Source organism: Alkalimonas amylolytica (genome assembly GCF_900107845.1).
Classification (GTDB): Bacteria; Pseudomonadota; Gammaproteobacteria; order Enterobacterales; family Alteromonadaceae; genus Alkalimonas; species Alkalimonas amylolytica.
In genome coordinates this window covers 23,255-41,051 of record NZ_FNRM01000001.1, presented here as the reverse complement: position 1 = coordinate 41,051, position 17,797 = coordinate 23,255, and the positions used below count along the sequence as shown (strand labels likewise).

The 17,797-nt window shown below is 53.0% G+C and carries 14 protein-coding genes; 7 read left to right on the top strand and 7 right to left on the bottom strand.

Annotated features, from left to right (window positions below; genetic code table 11):
* Positions 1 to 276: 276 nt before the first annotated feature.
* Entirely contained in the window at positions 277 to 789 is a 513-nt protein-coding gene (locus tag BLW37_RS00175; RefSeq protein WP_091337764.1) for a hypothetical protein, read from the top strand.
* A gap of 123 nt (positions 790 to 912) precedes the next feature.
* Here the strand turns inward: BLW37_RS00175 and BLW37_RS00170 are convergent, their stop codons facing one another.
* Both BLW37_RS00170 and BLW37_RS00165 read right to left on the bottom strand, forming a co-directional pair.
* On the bottom strand, positions 913 to 1,770 hold the full coding sequence (locus BLW37_RS00170; RefSeq protein WP_091337761.1) for a PA4780 family RIO1-like protein kinase: 858 nt from the start codon (positions 1,768 to 1,770) through the stop codon (positions 913 to 915).
* Complete coding sequence (locus tag BLW37_RS00165; protein ID WP_091337759.1) at positions 1,770 to 3,218, bottom strand: YfcC family protein; 1,449 nt, start codon at positions 3,216 to 3,218, stop codon at positions 1,770 to 1,772. The genes BLW37_RS00170 and BLW37_RS00165 overlap by 1 nt, the downstream gene beginning before the upstream one ends.
* Before the next feature lie 166 nt (positions 3,219 to 3,384).
* Between BLW37_RS00165 and BLW37_RS00160 the strand changes: the two genes are divergently transcribed.
* Positions 3,385 to 5,415, top strand: coding sequence for a spermidine synthase (locus BLW37_RS00160; RefSeq protein WP_091337757.1), 2,031 nt, complete (start codon positions 3,385 to 3,387; stop codon positions 5,413 to 5,415).
* 96 nt (positions 5,416 to 5,511) lie between these two features.
* Positions 5,512 to 6,507, top strand: a complete 996-nt coding sequence (locus BLW37_RS00155) for a DUF4382 domain-containing protein (RefSeq protein ID WP_091337754.1) — start codon at positions 5,512 to 5,514, stop codon at positions 6,505 to 6,507.
* Positions 6,508 to 6,568: 61 nt separating this feature from the next.
* Here the strand turns inward: BLW37_RS00155 and BLW37_RS00150 are convergent, their stop codons facing one another.
* Positions 6,569 to 7,264: a hypothetical protein gene (locus BLW37_RS00150; protein ID WP_091337753.1), complete on the bottom strand. Its 696-nt coding sequence runs from the start codon at positions 7,262 to 7,264 to the stop codon at positions 6,569 to 6,571.
* Positions 7,261 to 7,749: an RNA polymerase sigma factor gene (locus tag BLW37_RS00145; protein ID WP_091337750.1), complete on the bottom strand. Its 489-nt coding sequence runs from the start codon at positions 7,747 to 7,749 to the stop codon at positions 7,261 to 7,263. Before BLW37_RS00145 ends, BLW37_RS00150 begins: the two co-directional genes overlap by 4 nt.
* Before the next feature lie 119 nt (positions 7,750 to 7,868).
* Between BLW37_RS00145 and BLW37_RS00140 the strand changes: the two genes are divergently transcribed.
* Positions 7,869 to 9,245, top strand: a complete 1,377-nt coding sequence (locus BLW37_RS00140; RefSeq protein ID WP_091337748.1) for a S8 family serine peptidase — start codon at positions 7,869 to 7,871, stop codon at positions 9,243 to 9,245.
* On the opposite strand, the gene BLW37_RS00135 is transcribed toward BLW37_RS00140, so the two are convergent.
* Entirely contained in the window at positions 9,225 to 10,121 is an 897-nt protein-coding gene (locus BLW37_RS00135) for a surface lipoprotein assembly modifier (protein ID WP_091337746.1), read from the bottom strand. The two genes, BLW37_RS00140 and BLW37_RS00135, sit on opposite strands and share 21 nt — an antisense overlap.
* Positions 10,122 to 10,337: 216 nt before the next feature.
* Here BLW37_RS00135 and BLW37_RS00130 point away from each other — a divergent pair, with 216 nt between their 5' ends.
* The 3 genes from BLW37_RS00130 (at position 10,338) to BLW37_RS00120 (ending at position 11,682) form a co-directional block, all read left to right on the top strand.
* A complete protein-coding gene (locus BLW37_RS00130) occupies positions 10,338 to 10,541 on the top strand; it encodes a tautomerase family protein (protein ID WP_091337743.1) in 204 nt (67 codons plus the stop codon).
* 183 nt (positions 10,542 to 10,724) lie between these two features.
* Positions 10,725 to 11,336, top strand: a complete 612-nt coding sequence (locus BLW37_RS18565; protein WP_171907500.1) for a hypothetical protein — start codon at positions 10,725 to 10,727, stop codon at positions 11,334 to 11,336.
* Positions 11,337 to 11,340: 4 nt separating this feature from the next.
* Positions 11,341 to 11,682, top strand: a complete 342-nt coding sequence (locus BLW37_RS00120) for a hypothetical protein (protein ID WP_091337738.1) — start codon at positions 11,341 to 11,343, stop codon at positions 11,680 to 11,682.
* Positions 11,683 to 11,758: 76 nt separating this feature from the next.
* Here BLW37_RS00120 and BLW37_RS00115 read toward each other — a convergent pair whose 3' ends face one another.
* Positions 11,759 to 13,171 (bottom strand): FAD-dependent oxidoreductase, encoded by a 1,413-nt coding sequence (locus BLW37_RS00115; protein WP_091337735.1) that lies wholly within the window; start codon positions 13,169 to 13,171, stop codon positions 11,759 to 11,761.
* 11 nt (positions 13,172 to 13,182) lie between these two features.
* The gene (gene gltB / locus BLW37_RS00110) at positions 13,183 to 17,646 is read right to left on the bottom strand and encodes a glutamate synthase large subunit (RefSeq protein ID WP_091337733.1); all 4,464 of its coding nucleotides are present in this window, start codon (positions 17,644 to 17,646) and stop codon (positions 13,183 to 13,185) included.
* Positions 17,647 to 17,797: the final 151 nt, after the last annotated feature.

Below are 17,797 nucleotides of genomic sequence, written 5' to 3'. Positions count from 1 at the left end.
TCACGCCGGGGGTCGCGGGTTCGAGCCCCGTCCGCTCCGCCACTTCTTTGTACATCACTATTGTTGGGCTTTAAAGCCAGATCGCTTTTCTCGGAGCGGTAGTTCAGTTGGTTAGCTCTTCGCTACGAACTTAGCGGCCTGCCATGCCGGGGGCGCGGGTTCGAGCCCCGTCCGCTGTGTTACTTCTCTGGAACATCTTCAGGTGATTGACAGTTTTTAAATTGCCCTATATTTTTACTTCGTTCATATCAGAACATTATTCATAAGGAAGGTAAAATGTACGATGGCTTGCTGTTATTCATCAAAAAGTTCACCTTGCTAAAAGCAAGCATTCTTGCAGTAGCTATCTGCTTTAGTGGCATGATTCAGGCTGAGGAACCGAACTGGAAAGGTAGCCCTGTTTATGGCTCGGTAAGTCTTGCTGCAGGCTTTACACCAGATCCCTGGGTGCAGGACTTGCAAGCGGGAGGAGGGCGTGAAGTAACATCGTCGCTAGCTCCAGGTTGCAAAGGGTTTATCAATTACAGCAGGCCTGATGTAGACTTTAATTTTTCCGGTAGCAGTGCGGTTGTGTACATTCATGTGGAGGCAGATGCAGATACTACTTTGGTAGTCAATGCTCCAGATGGACGTTGGTATTGCAATGATGACTTTGTTGGGTTAAACCCAATGGTTATTTTCCAAAACCCAAGGGAAGGGCAGTACAATATTTGGGTAGGGGTGCATGGTGCTGCTGAGTTGCATAGTGCTAAACTCAAAATAACCGAAGTAAAACCAGCTATGCGTTAATGACGCTGTTTGTATTAGAAAGTGGCTTGGAAGATAGCCACTTTCTTTCGTTGAAACTTCAAACACTATCATCAAACCAGCCCACTCAGCTCACATTGGCTTAGTGATGATTGCCTCCTTGGACTAATCCTGGTTTTTTGTTGTTTGTTGCCGGGCTTTTCGCTCTTGCATTTCCTCGAACACAGCATTAATTTCATCCAATACGCCTGCCACATCGGCTGCTTGCTCCACTGCGTGAAACACCCCGGTCAAGTCAGTATCCGGGCTTAGGTTACCAGCTTCAAACAGGGCCCAGATTTCTTTGGCATACTGTGTTGTTGCAAGTTCAGGCGCGAATTGTGCATAGTATTGGGTCATGTTGTTGACGTCGCGTTCGAGCATCCATTTAGCGTTGTTGTTGGCAGCAGCATCCACCACCTGCGGCAGGTCGATAATTACCGGGCCTTGTGGCTCTTGCAGCACATTAAACTCCGACAAGTCACCATGCACCAAACCAACGGACAGCATCCGCAGTATGTTTTGCATCATGCGTTTATGATCGCGTCGTGCTTGCTCGGCCGTTAGCTCAATATCATTTAAACGCGGCGCGACATCGCCCTGCTCATCCAGGATCAGCTCCATCAGCAAGATGCCATCAAAGCAGCCGTAAGGGGCAGGTACCCGCACGCCTGCCTCGGTGAGTTTGTACAAGGCATCTACTTCGGCGTGCTGCCAACTCTCTTCGGCTTGCTTACGGCCAAAGCCTGAGCCTTTTTCCATGGCACGGGCACGTCTGGAGCTGCGGACTTTGCGGCCTTCCTGGTATTGCACGGCTTTTTTAAAACTGCGCTGACTGGCTTCTTTATAGACTTTTGCGCAGCGGATCACTTCACCGCAGCGTACCAGGTACACTGCAGCTTCTTTCCCACTCATCAGCGGCCTGATTACTTCATCGATGAGACCTTCATCGATCAGCGGCTGAATACGTTTTGGTGTTTTCATTAAGAGCCTTGGTTAAGGGTGGTCACGGCTTCCACCGGCGCCAGTACCACTTCGGGTTGCACATCTGCACCGTAGCCGAACACCACCGCCAGCATCAGCACCACAGCGGCGGCCAGCATCAGTTTTAACAGCAGCGGCATGCAGAACTTAAACCAGCGATCGTAAGGCACACCGGCTATGCCGATAATCCCCATTAACACTGCATTGGTTGGCACTATCATATTGGAGAAGCCATCGCCAAACTGATAAGCCAGCACTGCGACCTGGCGTGGTACACCCACCAAGTCGCTAAGTGGTGCCATCAATGGCATGGTTACAAAAGCCTGGCCGCTGCCGGATGGCACAAACAGATTCAAAATGGTTTGAATGACCAGCATACCAAAGGCTGAAATAGTAGCCGGCACATGCGACAACGGTAGCGACAGGCCGTGCACTATGCTGTGCAGGATCTGGCCATCTTCTAAAATCAGTGCAATACCACGGGCAATACCAATTAATACTGCGGTGGTCGTTAAGTCTTTCACCCCTTCAATAAAACTATCGGAGGCTTGATCAAAGTTTAGTCGACCAATCAGGGTGGTTAGTAAGCCCCAACCAATAAAGCAGGCACCCAGTTCATACAGGTACCAGCCGTGCTGCGAAATACCATAAATAGCAATGCCGATGGTCACCAGGAAAGTACCCAGGATCAGCTTATGACGCTTGTTCAGGCTGGGGTAGTTCTTGTTGCTGATATCACCAACCGGGCAGGGCAAGTCGGCCACCATGGAAGCGTTCGGATCGGCAATGACTTTTTGGGCATACTTCCAAACGTGATGATACGCAATAATACAAAAGGGCAGGATCAGGGCTAAGCGCAGCCACATACCGGAGTAGGGTGGCACTTCAGCAATGCCCTGGGCAATCAATACGGTGAAGGGGTTAAAGGCCGAAACGCCGTAACCAACCCCATAGCCCGCCACTGTCATGCCCACCGCAGTCATGCTATCGAGCCGCATCGCTTTACAGAGCGCGACCAATATCAGCACAAAGGGAATGTACTCACCGGCCGTACCGATGGCACCTGAGGCCAGTGAAAAGAAGAAAATCACCATAAAGATTAACTTATGGGGTGCATCGCTGTGCTTTTCCAACAAACGCCCAATCAGTGCATCAACGGTGCCGGTTCTACGCGCCACAGCCAGCACACCGCCGACAATAAACACAAAGAAAATAATATCCTGCGCCGCGGCAAAAGCGCGGGGCACAGCCGTCAGCAGCTGCCATGGGGTAAGCAACTCCCGCTCTTCAGCCAGGGTGTAAGTGCCTGGGATAACGACTGTGCGACCAGTTTCGGTCAGGGCAGTATCAAAAAAACCTTGTGGCACGATCCAGGTGGCGATCATGGCCACAATCATCATGCTAAACAGCAGGGTGAGGGTATGGGGAACCTTAAATGCTTTCTTCATGGAAAGACCTTTTTGTTATGAGGGTAAATACAAACCCGCCAAGTCTACCTGAAGGCTGATGTGCAACCAAGGCCCTGTTGGTTTTTTGTGGCTGGTCTGAACAGGCTTGCAGTCTGAGCTGGCTTTAGCTAGGCTGAGCGCCTTGTAAAACCTGCCGGATGCAGCTGTGCCTTTATTTGCCGTCACCATTTTCCTCAGTGCTCTATTGTTGTTTCTGATCCAGCCTTTGGCAGCGCGCTGGCTTTTGCCTTACTTCGGTGGTGGAGCCGCAGTTTGGACGGCCTGCATGTTGTTCTTTCAGCTGATGCTGTTGGCCGGCTATAGCTACGCCCACTGGCTAACCCATACGCTGAGCTTAAAGCAGCAACGGACTGTGCACGGCAGCCTGGTGCTGTTGGCGTTGCTTTGGTTGTGGTGGGCTGGCAGTGCCGTCTCAGCGCCTGAGCCATCCGGCTATCCTTTGCTTAGCATCTTGAGTTGGCTGCTGCTGTTGTTTGGTCTGCCGTTGTTGGTGATTGCTGCCAGCGCACCTTTGGTGCAGCGCTGGTTTGCCGACCGTTTTCCCCTGCGCTCGCCGTACCGTTTGTATGCCTTATCCAATCTTGGCTCGTTAGGGGCCTTGCTCAGTTACCCCTTTGTGCTGGAGCCCTGGTTGCCATTGTCGCTGCAGTTTTTCGGTTGGCAATGGGGCTTTACTGGCCTGGCTGCGTTGCTATTGGCTTTGCTTGGCTGGCAATTACCTAAGGCCGAGGCCAGCTCTGAACCGGTTGCTGCCGCCAGCCCCTGGCAATGGGGCTATTGGCTGAGTTTATCAGCCGCTGGCGTCGTCTTATTGTTAGCGGTCACCCAGCAACTGACGCAAAATGTGCCACCAGTGCCATTTTTGTGGGTGGTGCCGCTTTCGCTGTACTTACTGAGCTTTATTCTGGTCTTTAACCGCGAGCACTGGTATCAGCGCGCGCTCTGGCTGTATCTGTTTGGTATTGGCCTGGTGCTGGCGCTGATATTGATCCATTTTGGCCGGCTATTTGATCTCTATTCGCAGTTGGCTTTGTATCTGCTGATCCTGTTCAGTGGCTGCATGCTCTGTCATGGCGAGCTGGCGCGCTTAAAGCCGCTGGCAAGTCAGTTAACCCGTTTTTATCTGGCGATGGCACTCGGCGGTGTGTTGGGGGGCTTGTTGGTTAATCTGTTGGCCCCGGCTCTTTTAAATGATTTTCATGAATTTCCAGTAGTCTTGCTGGCTATCCTGCTGCTGGCTGTGCTGCCCTGGCAGCGTCAACTGGTGCTGTGGCGAAAAGTCGCCTGGCTGGGAGGCGCTGCAAGTTTTGCGCTGTTGGCGATTTGGCTGCATACGATGCTGAATCAGTTTACTGTGCATCAAGAACGTAATTTTTACGGCAGTCTGGTGGTGCGCGATATTCCGGTGGCTGGACAGATGCAGCGTATTCTGATTGATGGCACCACCAGCCATGGCGCTCAGTATCTGACTGAGGATAAACGGCAACAGGCGCTGAGCTACTACCGGCCTGGCACGGGCGTGGCGCTGGCGCTGCAGTATCGTCAACCAGAGCTAAGCGCAGCCAATGGCACTAAAAGCGCTGGCCGGCATTTTGGCATGGTTGGTCTGGGGGCTGGCACCCTGGCAGTCTACGGCAGGGCAGGGGATCGCATTCAGTTTTACGAGCTGAATCCGGCGGTCATCAGCACGGCGCAGCAGCATTTTAGTTATCTGGCCGATAGCGCTGCGGCCATCGAAGTGTTGCTGGGAGATGGCCGCTTGGTGCTGCAACAGCAGCTGCAACAACAGGGCAGCCAGCAGTTTGATGTGCTGGTGTTGGATGCCTTTAGCAGCGATGCCATCCCGCAGCATTTATTAACCCGTGAAGCCTTTGCATTGTATCTGCAGCATCTGCGTGCCGATGGTGTATTGGCAGTGCATATCTCGAACAACTACCTGGACCTTACGTCGGTGGTGCGTAACCATGCCAGATACTTTGGTTTGGAAGCACTGTTTTTTCATACCCCGGCGGATAGTCAGAACCCAGCGGCGACCGAATGGGTGCTGCTGACACGCAATGCGTTTTTATTGCAACAACCCGAGATCCGGCATGCGTTAAGCGACTGGCCTTCAGCGCTTAAGCCGGCGATCCTCTGGACCGATGATTACAGTAATTTGCTGCAGGTTTTAAAATAATGCCGTTGTTGATGGAATAAATCAGTCAGCTGAATCGTTAACCCTGTAATAACCCAGCTTGTGCTGATTTTTCCATGCAACAAACAGGTAATGGCAATGAAATACGGACACACTTTTCGATTAGCCGCTGCTGCCGTAGCAGTCTCTGTGGCTCTGGTGGCCTGTGGTGGTGATAGCAGTGAAGAACTGACGCCACCGACCAGTGCCGTCTTTAGCTTTGGTGTTAGTGATGCCCCCGTGACTGAGGCTGCTGCCGTGGTGATTTGTTTTTCTGGCATTGAATTGGTTGGCAATGGCATGCAGCCGCAGCGCTTTACCTTAGGCTCGGACGAGTTTACCGCCGAGACCAATGATGTTTGCCGTGATGAGACTGGCAATGTGGTGCCCAACAGCCGTGGTATTGACTTACTGACTTTGCAAGGAGCCAATGCTGAAGCGCTGATTACCGGAGCCAGCGTGCCGGCTGGTTCCTATGGGCAGTTACGGTTGGATATTGCTGAGGGCAGCTATGTTGAGCTGTTGGATGGCAGCCTTGAGCCAGTTCGGGTTCCATCCAATCAGCTGCGGCTGGATGGGCCAACCTTAAGCGCCGGTGGTACTTTCAGTTATACGCTGGAATTTGATTTACGCCGTGCTTTGGTAAACCCGGTTGGCCAACCGGGCTTTTTAGTGCAGCCAAGGGGCCTGCGGCTGGTGGATAACAGTGAAGTAGGCCACCTGGAAGGCCTGGTCAGTGAAGGCTTCCTGTTGGATAATCAGTGCGACGTAAATCCGGCCGATGAACGTGCTGCTGTTGCCGCTGTTTACCTGTTTGAAGGTGCTGATGTAGCGCTGGAGAGCATGTCAGACAATCGCTCGGATAACAATGCCAGCGATGAGTTGCAGCTGCCTTACGCCAGCACCGGCGTCTTCTTTGTTAATGATGCGACTGAATACCGTTACAGCATCGGCTTTGTGGATGCTGGCAACTACACGGTAGCTATCACCTGCGATCTGGCGGATGATCCAGAAGAAGTGGACGAGATCCTGTTCTTAGAAGCGCAGAACATCAGCATTGAGGCGCGCCAACAACCGCATCAGCTGGATTTTTAACACCAGAAGCAAATAAAAAAACCGCCGTTCTGGCGGTTTTTTTTGTTTTTATTTCAACAATTTAATTGTTTTTTCTTTGTAGGTCGTGTTCTTGCTGCAAGGTTAACACCGCTTGCACGCCCAGCTGATCCATGACGCTATCCAGCGCCGATTGATGACTGGCTAATTGGTACTCGCCGCTATGACGAACTGCAGGCTGGTACGCACTGGCAATCAGTTGCCAGTTGTCGCCCTGTTTGCAGGCCAGGTGTTCACTGGTGGCGGTTGCTGTACTTTGCTGGTAATGACGGCATAGCTGCTGTTCGTTATTGATAAAAGCCAGTGTTGGCGTCAGGGTGAGCTGTTTGGTTGCGGTATAGCTTTGGCCACTGACCGACTGCTCCAGGGTGCTGGCAATCAGCGGCCAGTGATCGGCTTCGGCAGGAGCGTAATAACCAACCAACATCCCGGAAATCAAAGCCAGGCTGGCAACCGCCGCCGCATGGCGTTGCAGTGTGCTGTAGCTTTGCTGCCACCAGCCTTGCTGCGGCTGGTTATCCTGGCTGGCTGCTTGCAGCAACTCAGTGACAGCAGCTGGTAAGGGCTCGTCATCCAGTCGCCGGGCCATTTTCCGAAAGCAGGCATCCATGCTGCACAAGCTGGCTAACCGAAGAGCCAGTTCCGGCTGCTGCTGCACCTGCTGATAAATCTGTTGCATGTCTGCTTCTGGCAGCTCAGCATCCAGAAAGGCGGATAGGGTTTCATCGCTTATCATCATGCCGTTTCCCCATTGTATCTGGCCTGTAAGGCTTCATTTAATTGTGCTCTGGCTCTGGCCAGTCGGCTCATAATAGTACCTAGCGGTAAATCCAGGGTTTCAGCGGCTTTTTTGTAGCTCATGCCTTCAATAGCAATCAACGCCAGCACTTCCTGATGCTCGTTGGAAAGCTTCGCTATGGCTTCTTCTACCAGATAAATGCTCATCTGCTGCTCCTGTTGCTCGCTGTCTGCACTGTCGTGTACTTCCGGTTGGGCAGCGGCATACGCCAGCCGGACTTTGCGCGAGCGGTATTCATCAATCCAAAGGTTCCGGCAAATACGAAACGCCCAGGAATCCATGGCAACCGCATCCGGGGTTGGGTGCTTAAGCAGCTTTTCCACCGTTGATTGCAACAGATCATCCGCGTCGGCTCTGTTTCCGGTCAGTGAAAAGCAGAAACGTCGCAAAGGAGGCAAAAGACGTTGCAAGTCTGCTATGCTCACTAAAGATTTATCCTTTTCATGGTAAACGGTTGGCTCTGTGGTTTTATTCCAAAGCAATGGAATTTTTTCCCGGCTGATACGTTATTACGTTAGCACAGTTCAAATGATTGGTAGTACCCATGATGCAAGCCCTGCTGATGAGTGTTCTTTGTTTGGCCAGCTTTGCCCTGATGGCCAACCCAAACCGACCTGATTTGCCAGAGCGGCCGCAGACACCGGCCGAGCGGCAAATGGAGCGTCAGGCCGAGCGCCAACTGGAACGAGCCATGCGGCAACTGGAAAACCTGCCTGAGCGATTACCCGAGCCAGCCGCAGCTGCTGTGGAAAGAGCTTCCGAGCGCATTGCTGAGCGCCAGTTTAGGCAAGTTCCGCAGCCAAGAGCCCAGGTCAGCACGGCCAGGCTGGCTCAGCGCAGAGTCGAGGTGATGGTTGAGCACGATTTTCAGGCGATAGAGCGGGAGTGGGTCTTGCTGCTAAGCCAAAACGAACGCCAGCAATTGCAGCAACAAGCTGCCTGGTTGCTGGATTACCTGGTAGCGGAGCAGCATTTAGCTGCGCTGGATAGCCAGTTGCTGACGTTGCAATTGCCGCCAGAGCTGGACTCGCATCAGGCGCTGACAGAGCGCCTGTCTGAGTTAAAGCCGCCAGGGCTGGATCGCAATCATATCTATCGGTTACAAAGCGGCAATGCTTCAGCGCGAACGGCCACAGTGGCTGCCAGGCAAGAAGCAGCGTTGTGTCAGCAACCAGCCACACTGGGGTTGATTGATACCGCTATTGATAGGCAGCATCCGCAGTGGCAACAACGGGTTCGGTTTCAAAGCCAGAGTTTTGTTGCCGAAGAGCTGGAGCAGCCGCTGAGCCATGGCACCGCGGTTGCGTCCAGATTGACGCAGCAATTTGATCAGCCGCTGACTGTGTATCATGCGGCCGTGTTTTATCAGGATAAGCAACAACGTCAGGGAACCACCTTGCAATCTTTGTTACAGGCACTGAACTGGCAGGCGCAACAAGGTGTGCAGGTGATCAATATGAGCCTGACCGGGCCGGATAACCAGGCACTGCGACGCGCCATAGAGCAGTTATGGCAAGGTTCAACCTATCTGGTCGCTGCTGTTGGTAACGCCGGCCCACAGGCCCAGCCGCTTTATCCGGCAGCTTACCCTGAAGTGTTGGCCGTCACGGCTGTTAACGAGCAGATGCAATTGTATCGCTGGGCAGTGCAAGGTGAGCATATCGCTTTTGCTGCAGCCGGTGATCAGGTGATGGTGGCTGATAGCCAAGGGGGGTATCGGCTGGACAGTGGTACTTCCCTGGCGGCACCGGTAGCGGCTGCCTGGTTGGCCTGTGCGTTGGCCGAGACCGGGGACTACACAGCGGCACTGGCTCAGTTAAAGCGAGTGGCGATCCCGGCACCAGGGCCGCACAACACGGCCGGCTATGGCTATGGCGTGCTGCCAGGCCGGCAGCTTGGCTCAGAAGCTGGCTTGCAGTAGCAGAGCAGCTCTGGTTTCCCGATAATCTGCGCTGTCCAGATTCGAGCGATAGCGTGCCATATCCAGTTGGCTGACTAGCGACAACTGTTGCCAGAGGCCGATGTTTAATTCAGCTGAAATACCATAGTGCTGATCGCGCCGGGCGCTGGCCAGTTCGGTCAGCTCGCCCCGGTACGGCCGGTACTGAGCTCTGCCGGTAATCTGCCAGCGGTGCTGGCGCTCTAACCAGCTAAAGCGCTGGGAAAAACGCAAGCGTGCGCCAACCAAACGATAATCAAAAGCGCTGTCATTGGCGCGCTCCTGGCCCGTTTGCACCCGCAGTTGGATAAAACGACGCTGCGATAGAAACCTGTACCAATCTGCGCTCAGCTGAACAGGCCGGGCACTGCGTTCAGGCAGATCAGCCAGTTTTTTGTCCGACAGGGTCAGGCTGGCCCGCAGATAGCTTTGGGTGCCAACCAGCCGTGCCAGATAGAAACCGGCCTGGCTGTGGGTTAAAAAGTCTTCCCCGGCCAGCCTTGCTTTGCTATACGCCGGTGCCAAGCCCAAAGTCCACTGCTGGTAGGCATAGCTGAGATCCAAAAAGCCACTGTGCATGGCCAGGTTGTAATCGGTTAGCTCCTGATAATGCAGCTGCGAATATTGGTACATTGCATCCACCGTCACCAGCGGGTTGGGCTGCCAGTAATAGCTGAACTCCGCCGATAACCGCCGCGCCAGATCGCTGCGCTCGCTGATGGTTTCGGTTTCCAGAATACTCAGGTTATCGCTATGTTCCAGCCCAAGTTGCAGCTGCAATTGCAGCTCATTGGCTTGCATGGTACGGCTAAACAGCAAAAAGGCAGTGAACAGGCTGAGTTTTACGGAAAGGTGCATAGTAAAGCAGCGTGGTAGGTATGCAATAACTCAACTATAGCAGGCTTTGATTAATAATAAAAAACAATATGTTGCGGCGAATACTGCCTTAAAGTCAGCATGTTGCTTCGCAGTACAAATCTGTACAGAAAAAACCTTGTTGCGCCTGCTGATGCGACAGTACACTTGCAGCAACGAAGCCGATGATTGAGCACTTTAGTTCATGCTGGAGCGAACATGCCATACGTAAATATTCAAATCACAAAAGGAGCATCAAAGCAGCAAAAAGCTGCCCTGGTGCAAGATGTTACCGATTCACTTGCCCGCGTTTTGGGCAAAAAACCTGAACATACCCATGTAGTCATCCAGGAAATAGAGGAAGAAAATTGGGGATTTGCAGGCTTGCTGACAGACGAGTGGAAAAAGCAGCAAAAAGAATAAAAGCATGCAGAGTCACCGCTTTCATCGCTAAACACGATAAAAAACCGCCCGGCTGATGCCGGGCGGTTTTGCTAAATTTTTTCAATCTAAATTTGTTTGCATTGTTTCAAGATTGCGATTTATTGCTTGTTAAATGTTTTTTATTGGTTAAAATAAAGGTGTTTTTTGTCTAAAGGGATTTTTATGCTCACGAACACTTTACCTGTCAAACATATCCGAATCACATCTGCAGAAGCTAAAATGCTTGAAGCAAAATGCAGTAACAGACTGAAATGGTCTGACAGTGGTCAATGGATGGGAAGAGGTACTAAACCCAACTGTTTTATAACGGATACATTGCATAACCGGGTTTCACATACATACTCTTTTCCGACAGATGGCTCGGCCATGAAATGGAACGATATGCATGAGAAAGGGATTCGTTACACAGGTCATATGGCAACTGTCGGATTGTCAGTTGCTTTAGGGTTGATCTCTGGCGGTTACGTGGCTGTTGGTGCCGGAGCTATAGCTGCAATTGTTAAAGACGAAGTTCAGGCTGGGATCCCATACCCCAGAATGGCCAGAGGCTGGTCATTTGAGGTGGTTTTTGAACATACCTTCAAATGGTCACCTCATCCATGGGGACAGAAAGTTTTTATTCAGAAGATTACGTTAATTTCACGAGATCATCATGGAACTGTGGTAAGTCAAAGTGAAAGCGAAAAACACTATCAGTTGACTGAGTTGCCAGATGGTGTAGCCAGGATGATCGCATCGAGTCCGTCCCGAAGTACAACATCATTATTCGAGTAATACCATGAAACACTTGATAGTATATTTTATCTTGCTGTACTCACTCATCGCTTGTGCCAACACAGAACAGACAGATCATCTCTATGGTCAGTGGTCCTTAGAGGCCGTTATTTTTGACGATGGTAGTAAAAATAATCCCGGAGCTGGCAACTATGTTGAGGTGACGCCAGACTATATTACCGAGGTGATTAGCAGCATAGGACGCAGGCAATACCCTTACCATCGAGAAGGAAACCTGCTTACATTAACCGTTGGTGATGAGGTGGTACGCTGGGAAATCGTTGCTGTGGGTGAAGAACATCTTCATATTCAGACACCTATTGGCCGATATATTCTCAGGCGTTAAAACTAAGCTTGGTTTGTAGCTTTATGGACTACTAAGTTAGCGAAAAACCGCCCGGCATCAGCCGGGCGCTTTTATTTTATACCTGCAGATAATCCAGCATGCCTTCGGCGGCCTTGCGGCCCTGGGCGATGGCGGTTACCACCAAATCAGAGCCGAGTACCATATCGCCACCGGCGAAGATCTTCTCCTGATTGGTTTGCAGCGCATAAGTGCTTTTTTCGCTGGCGTGCACCCGGCCTTTGCCATCCAGCTCAATGCCGTAGGCTTGCAGCCAGGCGGGTGGGCTTGGCTGAAAGCCAAAGGCGATGATGATGGCATCGGCTTCCAGCACATGCTCAGAACCCGCGATAGGCTGCGGGCTGCGGCGGCCATTGGCATCCGGCTCGCCGAGTTTGGTTTGCACCACCCGCACTCCGCAGGCGTTGCCGGCCGGATCGACTTCAATACCAAGCGGCTGCAAATTGAACTGGAACTCGACGCCTTCTTCGCGGGCATTTTGCACTTCTTTGCGTGAGCCCGGCATATTGGCTTCATCGCGCCGGTAAGCACAAATCACCTGGTGCGCGCCCTGGCGAATGGAGGTACGCACACAGTCCATGGCGGTATCACCACCACCCAGCACCACCACCCGTTTACCTTCCATGCTGACGTACGCATGTTCGGTCTGCCAGCCCATGATGTGGTTGGTGTTGCCAATCAAAAACGGCAGGGCCTCATACACGCCGGGTGCATCTTCATGCTCCAGGCCGCCTTTCATTGGCGTATAGGTGCCCAGCCCAAGGAAGACCGCATCATAGTCTGCCACCAACTGCTCGAACGGCACATCGTCACCAATGCTGGTATTTAAACGAAACTCAATGCCCATATCGCTGAAAATCTGCCGGCGCAGCTGCATCACTTCTTTTTCCAGTTTAAAGGAGGGAATGCCGAAGGTAAGCAGGCCGCCGATTTCCGGATTGCGATCAAACACCACCGGAGTGACACCGTTGCGGATCAGCACATCGGCACAGGCCAGCCCAGCCGGGCCAGCACCGACCACCGCTACCCGCTTATCGGTTTTGGTGACCGCCGATAAATCCGGCCGCCAGCCCATTTCAAAGGCTTTGTCGGTAATGTATTTCTCGATGCTGCCAATGGTGACAGCGCCAAAGCCTTCGTTGAGGGTACAGGCACCTTCGCACAGCCGGTCTTGTGGGCAAACCCGGCCACACACTTCCGGCAGGCTGTTGGTTTTGTGCGATAACTCCGCCGCTTCAATGATCTTGCCGTCATGGGCCAGCTGCAGCCACTGTGGAATGTAGTTGTGCACCGGGCACTTCCATTCGCAGTAGGGGTTGCCGCAATCCAGGCAGCGGTCGGCCTGGCCGGCCACCTGAGTGTCGGTCATCGGCTGGTAAATTTCGACAAACTCTATGGTGCGCTCGTTGATGGAGCGCTTTGGCGGGTCGACCCGCTCGACATCGATAAACTGATAAACATTCTGGGCCATAAACCGTCTCCTTACATTGCCTGAACACGTAGCTCGTCGGAAGAACGAGCCCGGTGTCCTAGCAGGGTGTGTACATCGCTGGTTTTCGGTTTGACCAGACGGAATTTTGCTAAATGGGCTTTAAAATCGGACAGCACTTTGTGCGCCAGTTCGCTGCCGGTTTGTTCATAGTGCTGATGCAGCAGGCTGCGCAGATGCTCTTGCAAAATCGGCATGCTGATATCCAGGCATTCCACCAGCTCGGGGTTTACGCGCAGTTCCAGATCATTTTGCTCATCCAGCAAGTAAGCAAAGCCACCGGTCATGCCAGCACCAAAGTTCACGCCGGTATCACCCAGTACTACCACTACGCCACCTGTCATGTACTCGCAGCAGTTATCGCCGGTGCCTTCCACCACAGCGATGGCGCCGGAGTTACGCACCGCAAAGCGTTCACCGGCTTTACCGGCGGCAAACAGCCGGCCACCCGTGGCACCGTACAGACAGGTGTTGCCAATAATGGTGGCGCCTTCTTTGGCATAGGCCACGCCCTTGGGCGGGAACACCGCGATTTGACCGCCGGTCATGCCTTTGCCGACATAGTCGTTGGCATCGCCTTGCAAGGATAAATGCAGGCCGCCGGCATTCCAGACGCCAAAGCTCTGGCCGGCGGTGCCGGTCAGTTTGACATGCACTGGCTCTACGGCCATGCCCTGATTGCCATGCTGACGGGCAATCAAACCCGATAACATGGCACCAACCGAGCGATCGGTGTTGCGAATAGGCAAGCGCACCATACCACCGGCTTTGCGTTTTACCGCATCGCCGAGTAGTGCTACCAGCTTCAGGTTCAGATCGCCGGCATCAAAGGGGGCATTGCCTTCCACGCAGTAGAGCGGTTGTTCTGAGCGTACGCCGCAGGATTCCAGTATTTCAGTCAGATCCAACCGGCTTTGTTTCTGGGTTTGCGGCTCAACCAGCTCCAGCAGATCGGTACGGCCAATTAAGTCTTCCAGTTTTTCCACCCCAAGCTGGGCCAGTAGTTCACGCACTTCACGGGCCAGGAAGGTGAAGTAGTTCATCACCATCTCCGGCAGGCCATTGAAGTGGTTTTTCCGCAGCGTGGCATCTTGAGTCGCCACGCCGGTGGCGCAGTTATTCAGATGGCAGATGCGCAGGAATTTACAGCCGAGTGCCACCATAGGGCCGGTACCAAAGCCAAAGCTTTCAGCGCCCAGAATAGCGGCTTTGACCACATCCAGGCCGGTTTTTAAGCCGCCATCAACCTGCAGTCGGACTTTGTGGCGCAGACCATTATCGACCAGCGCCTGATGCACTTCAGCCAGGCCAAGCTCCCAGGGGCTGCCGGCGTATTTAACCGAAGTCAGCGGGCTGGCACCGGTGCCGCCATCGTAGCCGGAAACGGTAATCAAATCGGCATAGGCCTTGGCCACGCCAGTGGCGATGGTGCCAATGCCAGGCTCTGATACCAGTTTCACCGAGACCAGTGCTTTGGGGTTGACCTGCTTTAAATCGAAAATCAGCTGGGCTAAATCTTCAATCGAATAAATATCGTGATGCGGTGGTGGTGAAATCAGCGTGACGCCAGGCACCGAATAGCGCAGATGGGCAATTTCGGCGGTGACTTTCTCACCCGGTAGCTGACCACCTTCGCCAGGCTTAGCGCCCTGGGCCACTTTGATTTGCAGCACTTCGGCATTAACCAGATAGTGCGGCGTGACACCAAAACGACCGGAGGCGATTTGCTTGATTTTGGAGTTTTTCTCAGTGCCAAAGCGGCGTGGATCTTCTCCGCCTTCACCGGAGTTTGAACGGCCACCCAGCCGGTTCATGGCGATGGCCAGCGCTTCATGGGCTTCCGGGCTGAGCGCGCCAATCGACATAGCCGCACTGTCAAAGCGCGGGTACAGTTCGGTATCCGGCGCGACTTGCTCCAATGGCAGTGGTGTATCGACCGGCTTAATGTGCAGCAGATCGCGGATATGAGCAATAGGGCGCTCATTCACCAGCTTGCTGTAGCGCTGGTAATCGCGGTACTCGCCGCTGCGCACTGCTTGTTGCAGGGTTTGCACCACATCCGGGTTGTAAGCATGGTACTCGCCATCGTGCACGTATTTTAGCAAACCACCATGATTCATTGGTTTACGTTTCAGCCAGGCGATATGGGCCAGTTGCTGCACATCCTGCTGCAAATCGGCAAAGCCGGCACCACCAATGCGCGAATCGATATCGGCAAAGCACAACTGCATCACCTCTTTGCCGAGGCCAATGATCTCAAACAGGTTGGAGCAGCGGTAGCTGGCGATGGTGGAAATGCCCATCTTCGACATGATTTTAAACAGGCCTTTGTTGATGCCTTTGCGGTAATTCAGCACCGCCTGACGGGCGCTTAAATTCAGCACACCTTTTTCCACCAGTTGCTCTACCGTTTCGTAGGCCATAAAGGGGTAAACGCCAGTCGCGCCCAGGCCCACCAGCACAGCAAAGTGGTGTGGATCGCGCGCTGTGGCGGTTTCGACAATAATGTTGGAATCGCAGCGCAGCTGCGCTTTTACCAGGGCCTGTTGCACAGCACCTACCGCCATGGCGGCCGGGATTGGCAATTTACCAGGGCCGATATCGCGATCGGATAGGATCACCAGCACCACATTTTCATCGCGTACTGCCGTGATCACCGCATCACACAGCTGGCGCAGTGCCTGCTCCAGGCTAAGCTGCTCTGGGGTAAAGTTCAGTGAGAACTGGCGATGGCGGTAAAATTCATCATCGGCGGCTTTTAGCTGCTTCAGATCGGAGTACATCATCACCGGCGACTCAAACTGAATACGACGGGCGTAGCCAGCGGTTTCGCTAAACACATTGTGCTCACGGCCTATGCTGGTCGCCAGCGACATCACATGGTTTTCGCGCAGCGGATCAATTGGCGGGTTGGTAACCTGAGCAAATTGCTGACGGAAATAATCAAACAGATTCCGCGGTTTTTGCGACAGCACAGCCATCGGCGTATCGTCGCCCATCGAGCCGACAGCTTCCTGTCCATCTTTGGCCAGCACCGTCATCACCTGATCGATCTCTTCGTAGCTGTAGTTAAACAGCTTGTGATAGACCTGCATGGTGTTATCATCAAACACCCGTTTGCCAATCAGATCAATTTCGTATTTTTCATACGGGATCAGACGCTGCACGTTTTCATTCAGCCAGGCGCGGTAAGGGTGGCGCTGTTTTAAATCTTCATCGATATCGCAGGAGCGCCAGACTTTGCCGGTGTAGGTATCTACTGCCAGCATTTCGCCCGGGCCTACCCGGCCTTTTTCCTGCACTTCATCCGGGCTGTAATCCCAAATGCCGACTTCGGATGCCAGTGTCAGTACCTGATCTTTGGTGATGACAAAGCGGGCAGGACGCAGGCCGTTTCTGTCCAGGTTGCAGGCGACATGACGGCCATTGGTCATCACAATACCCGCCGGGCCATCCCAGGGCTCCATATGCATGGAGTTAAACTCATAAAAAGCTTTTAAATCATCGTCCATCACCCGGTTGCCTTGCCAGGCAGGCGGTACCAGCAAGCGCATGGCGCGGAATAAGTCCATGCCACCGGCTAAAAACAACTCCAGCATATTATCCAGTGAGCTGGAATCCGAAGTATCTTCTTTGACAAAGGGGGCAGCCTGCTGCAAGTCGGGCAACAGCGGCGAGCCAAATTTGTACTGGCGGGCGCGGGCCCACTGACGATTGCCTTTAATGGTGTTGATTTCACCATTGTGGGCTAAAAAGCGAAAGGGCTGCGCCAGTGGCCAGCGCGGCATGGTATTGGTGGAAAAGCGCTGATGGAATACGCAAATCGCTGTTTCCAGCCGGATATCGGCCAGATCCAGATAAAAACGTGGCAAGTCGGCCGGCATCATCAGGCCTTTAAATACCGTAACCAGGCAGGAAAAGCTGGGGATATAGAAATCGGCATCGTCGGCCAGCCGTTTTTCGATACGGCGGCGTACCATATAAAGGCGGCGCTCAAGATCGCGTTTGCGCCAACCGGGCTGGGCATTGACAAAGACCTGCTCGATTTGAGGCAAGGAAGCCAGAGCGATTGGCCCCAGTACTGAGGCGTCAATCGGCATTTTGCGCCAACCGACCAGGCTTAGGGTCTCATTGCCAACTTCTTCTTCAATCACCTTACGGGCAAAAGCGGCTTTGTCCGGGTCCTGGCTTAAGAACAGCATGCCAACGCCGTATTTTTTACCAAGCGTCCAGCCATTTTCTTCCGCGATGGCGCGAAAAAAACTGTCGGGTTTTTGCATCAAAAGACCGCAACCATCGCCGGTTTTACCATCGGCAGAAATTCCACCTCTGTGCTGCATGCGATCCAGGCCATTGATGGCAGTTCGCACCAGCTTATGGCTGGCTGCCCCTGCTAAGTGGGCGATCAAGCCAAAGCCACAGTTTTCCCGGGCTTGTGCGTGTTGGTACAACGCCATAACACACCTCCAAACTTGTCCAAATGGATATAAATATAGATTTTATGAATTTTTATTCTATTTGTGTGCGCGGCGTTAAACTGAAATAAAACAACAAAATAAATTCAGTTTTCAGTATTTCTAGAGTAAAAGCCCTTAGAGCGTCTAGCCG

What these genes read in the sequence shown, in the direction of transcription:
- BLW37_RS18565 (WP_171907500.1), top strand. Translation starts at nt 10,725, where the DNA reads ATGCTCACGAACACTTTACCTGTCAAACATATCCGAATCACATCTGCA.
- gltB (WP_091337733.1), bottom strand. Translation starts at nt 17,646, where the DNA reads ATGGCGTTGTACCAACACGCACAAGCCCGGGAAAACTGTGGCTTTGGC.
- BLW37_RS00140 (WP_091337748.1), top strand. Translation starts at nt 7,869, where the DNA reads ATGATGCAAGCCCTGCTGATGAGTGTTCTTTGTTTGGCCAGCTTTGCC.
- BLW37_RS00115 (WP_091337735.1), bottom strand. Translation starts at nt 13,171, where the DNA reads ATGGCCCAGAATGTTTATCAGTTTATCGATGTCGAGCGGGTCGACCCG.
- BLW37_RS00120 (WP_091337738.1), top strand. Translation starts at nt 11,341, where the DNA reads ATGAAACACTTGATAGTATATTTTATCTTGCTGTACTCACTCATCGCT.
- BLW37_RS00130 (WP_091337743.1), top strand. Translation starts at nt 10,338, where the DNA reads ATGCCATACGTAAATATTCAAATCACAAAAGGAGCATCAAAGCAGCAA.
- BLW37_RS00165 (WP_091337759.1), bottom strand. Translation starts at nt 3,218, where the DNA reads ATGAAGAAAGCATTTAAGGTTCCCCATACCCTCACCCTGCTGTTTAGC.
- BLW37_RS00155 (WP_091337754.1), top strand. Translation starts at nt 5,512, where the DNA reads ATGAAATACGGACACACTTTTCGATTAGCCGCTGCTGCCGTAGCAGTC.
- BLW37_RS00135 (WP_091337746.1), bottom strand. Translation starts at nt 10,121, where the DNA reads ATGCACCTTTCCGTAAAACTCAGCCTGTTCACTGCCTTTTTGCTGTTT.
- BLW37_RS00150 (WP_091337753.1), bottom strand. Translation starts at nt 7,264, where the DNA reads ATGATGATAAGCGATGAAACCCTATCCGCCTTTCTGGATGCTGAGCTG.
- BLW37_RS00175 (WP_091337764.1), top strand. Translation starts at nt 277, where the DNA reads ATGTACGATGGCTTGCTGTTATTCATCAAAAAGTTCACCTTGCTAAAA.
- BLW37_RS00170 (WP_091337761.1), bottom strand. Translation starts at nt 1,770, where the DNA reads ATGAAAACACCAAAACGTATTCAGCCGCTGATCGATGAAGGTCTCATC.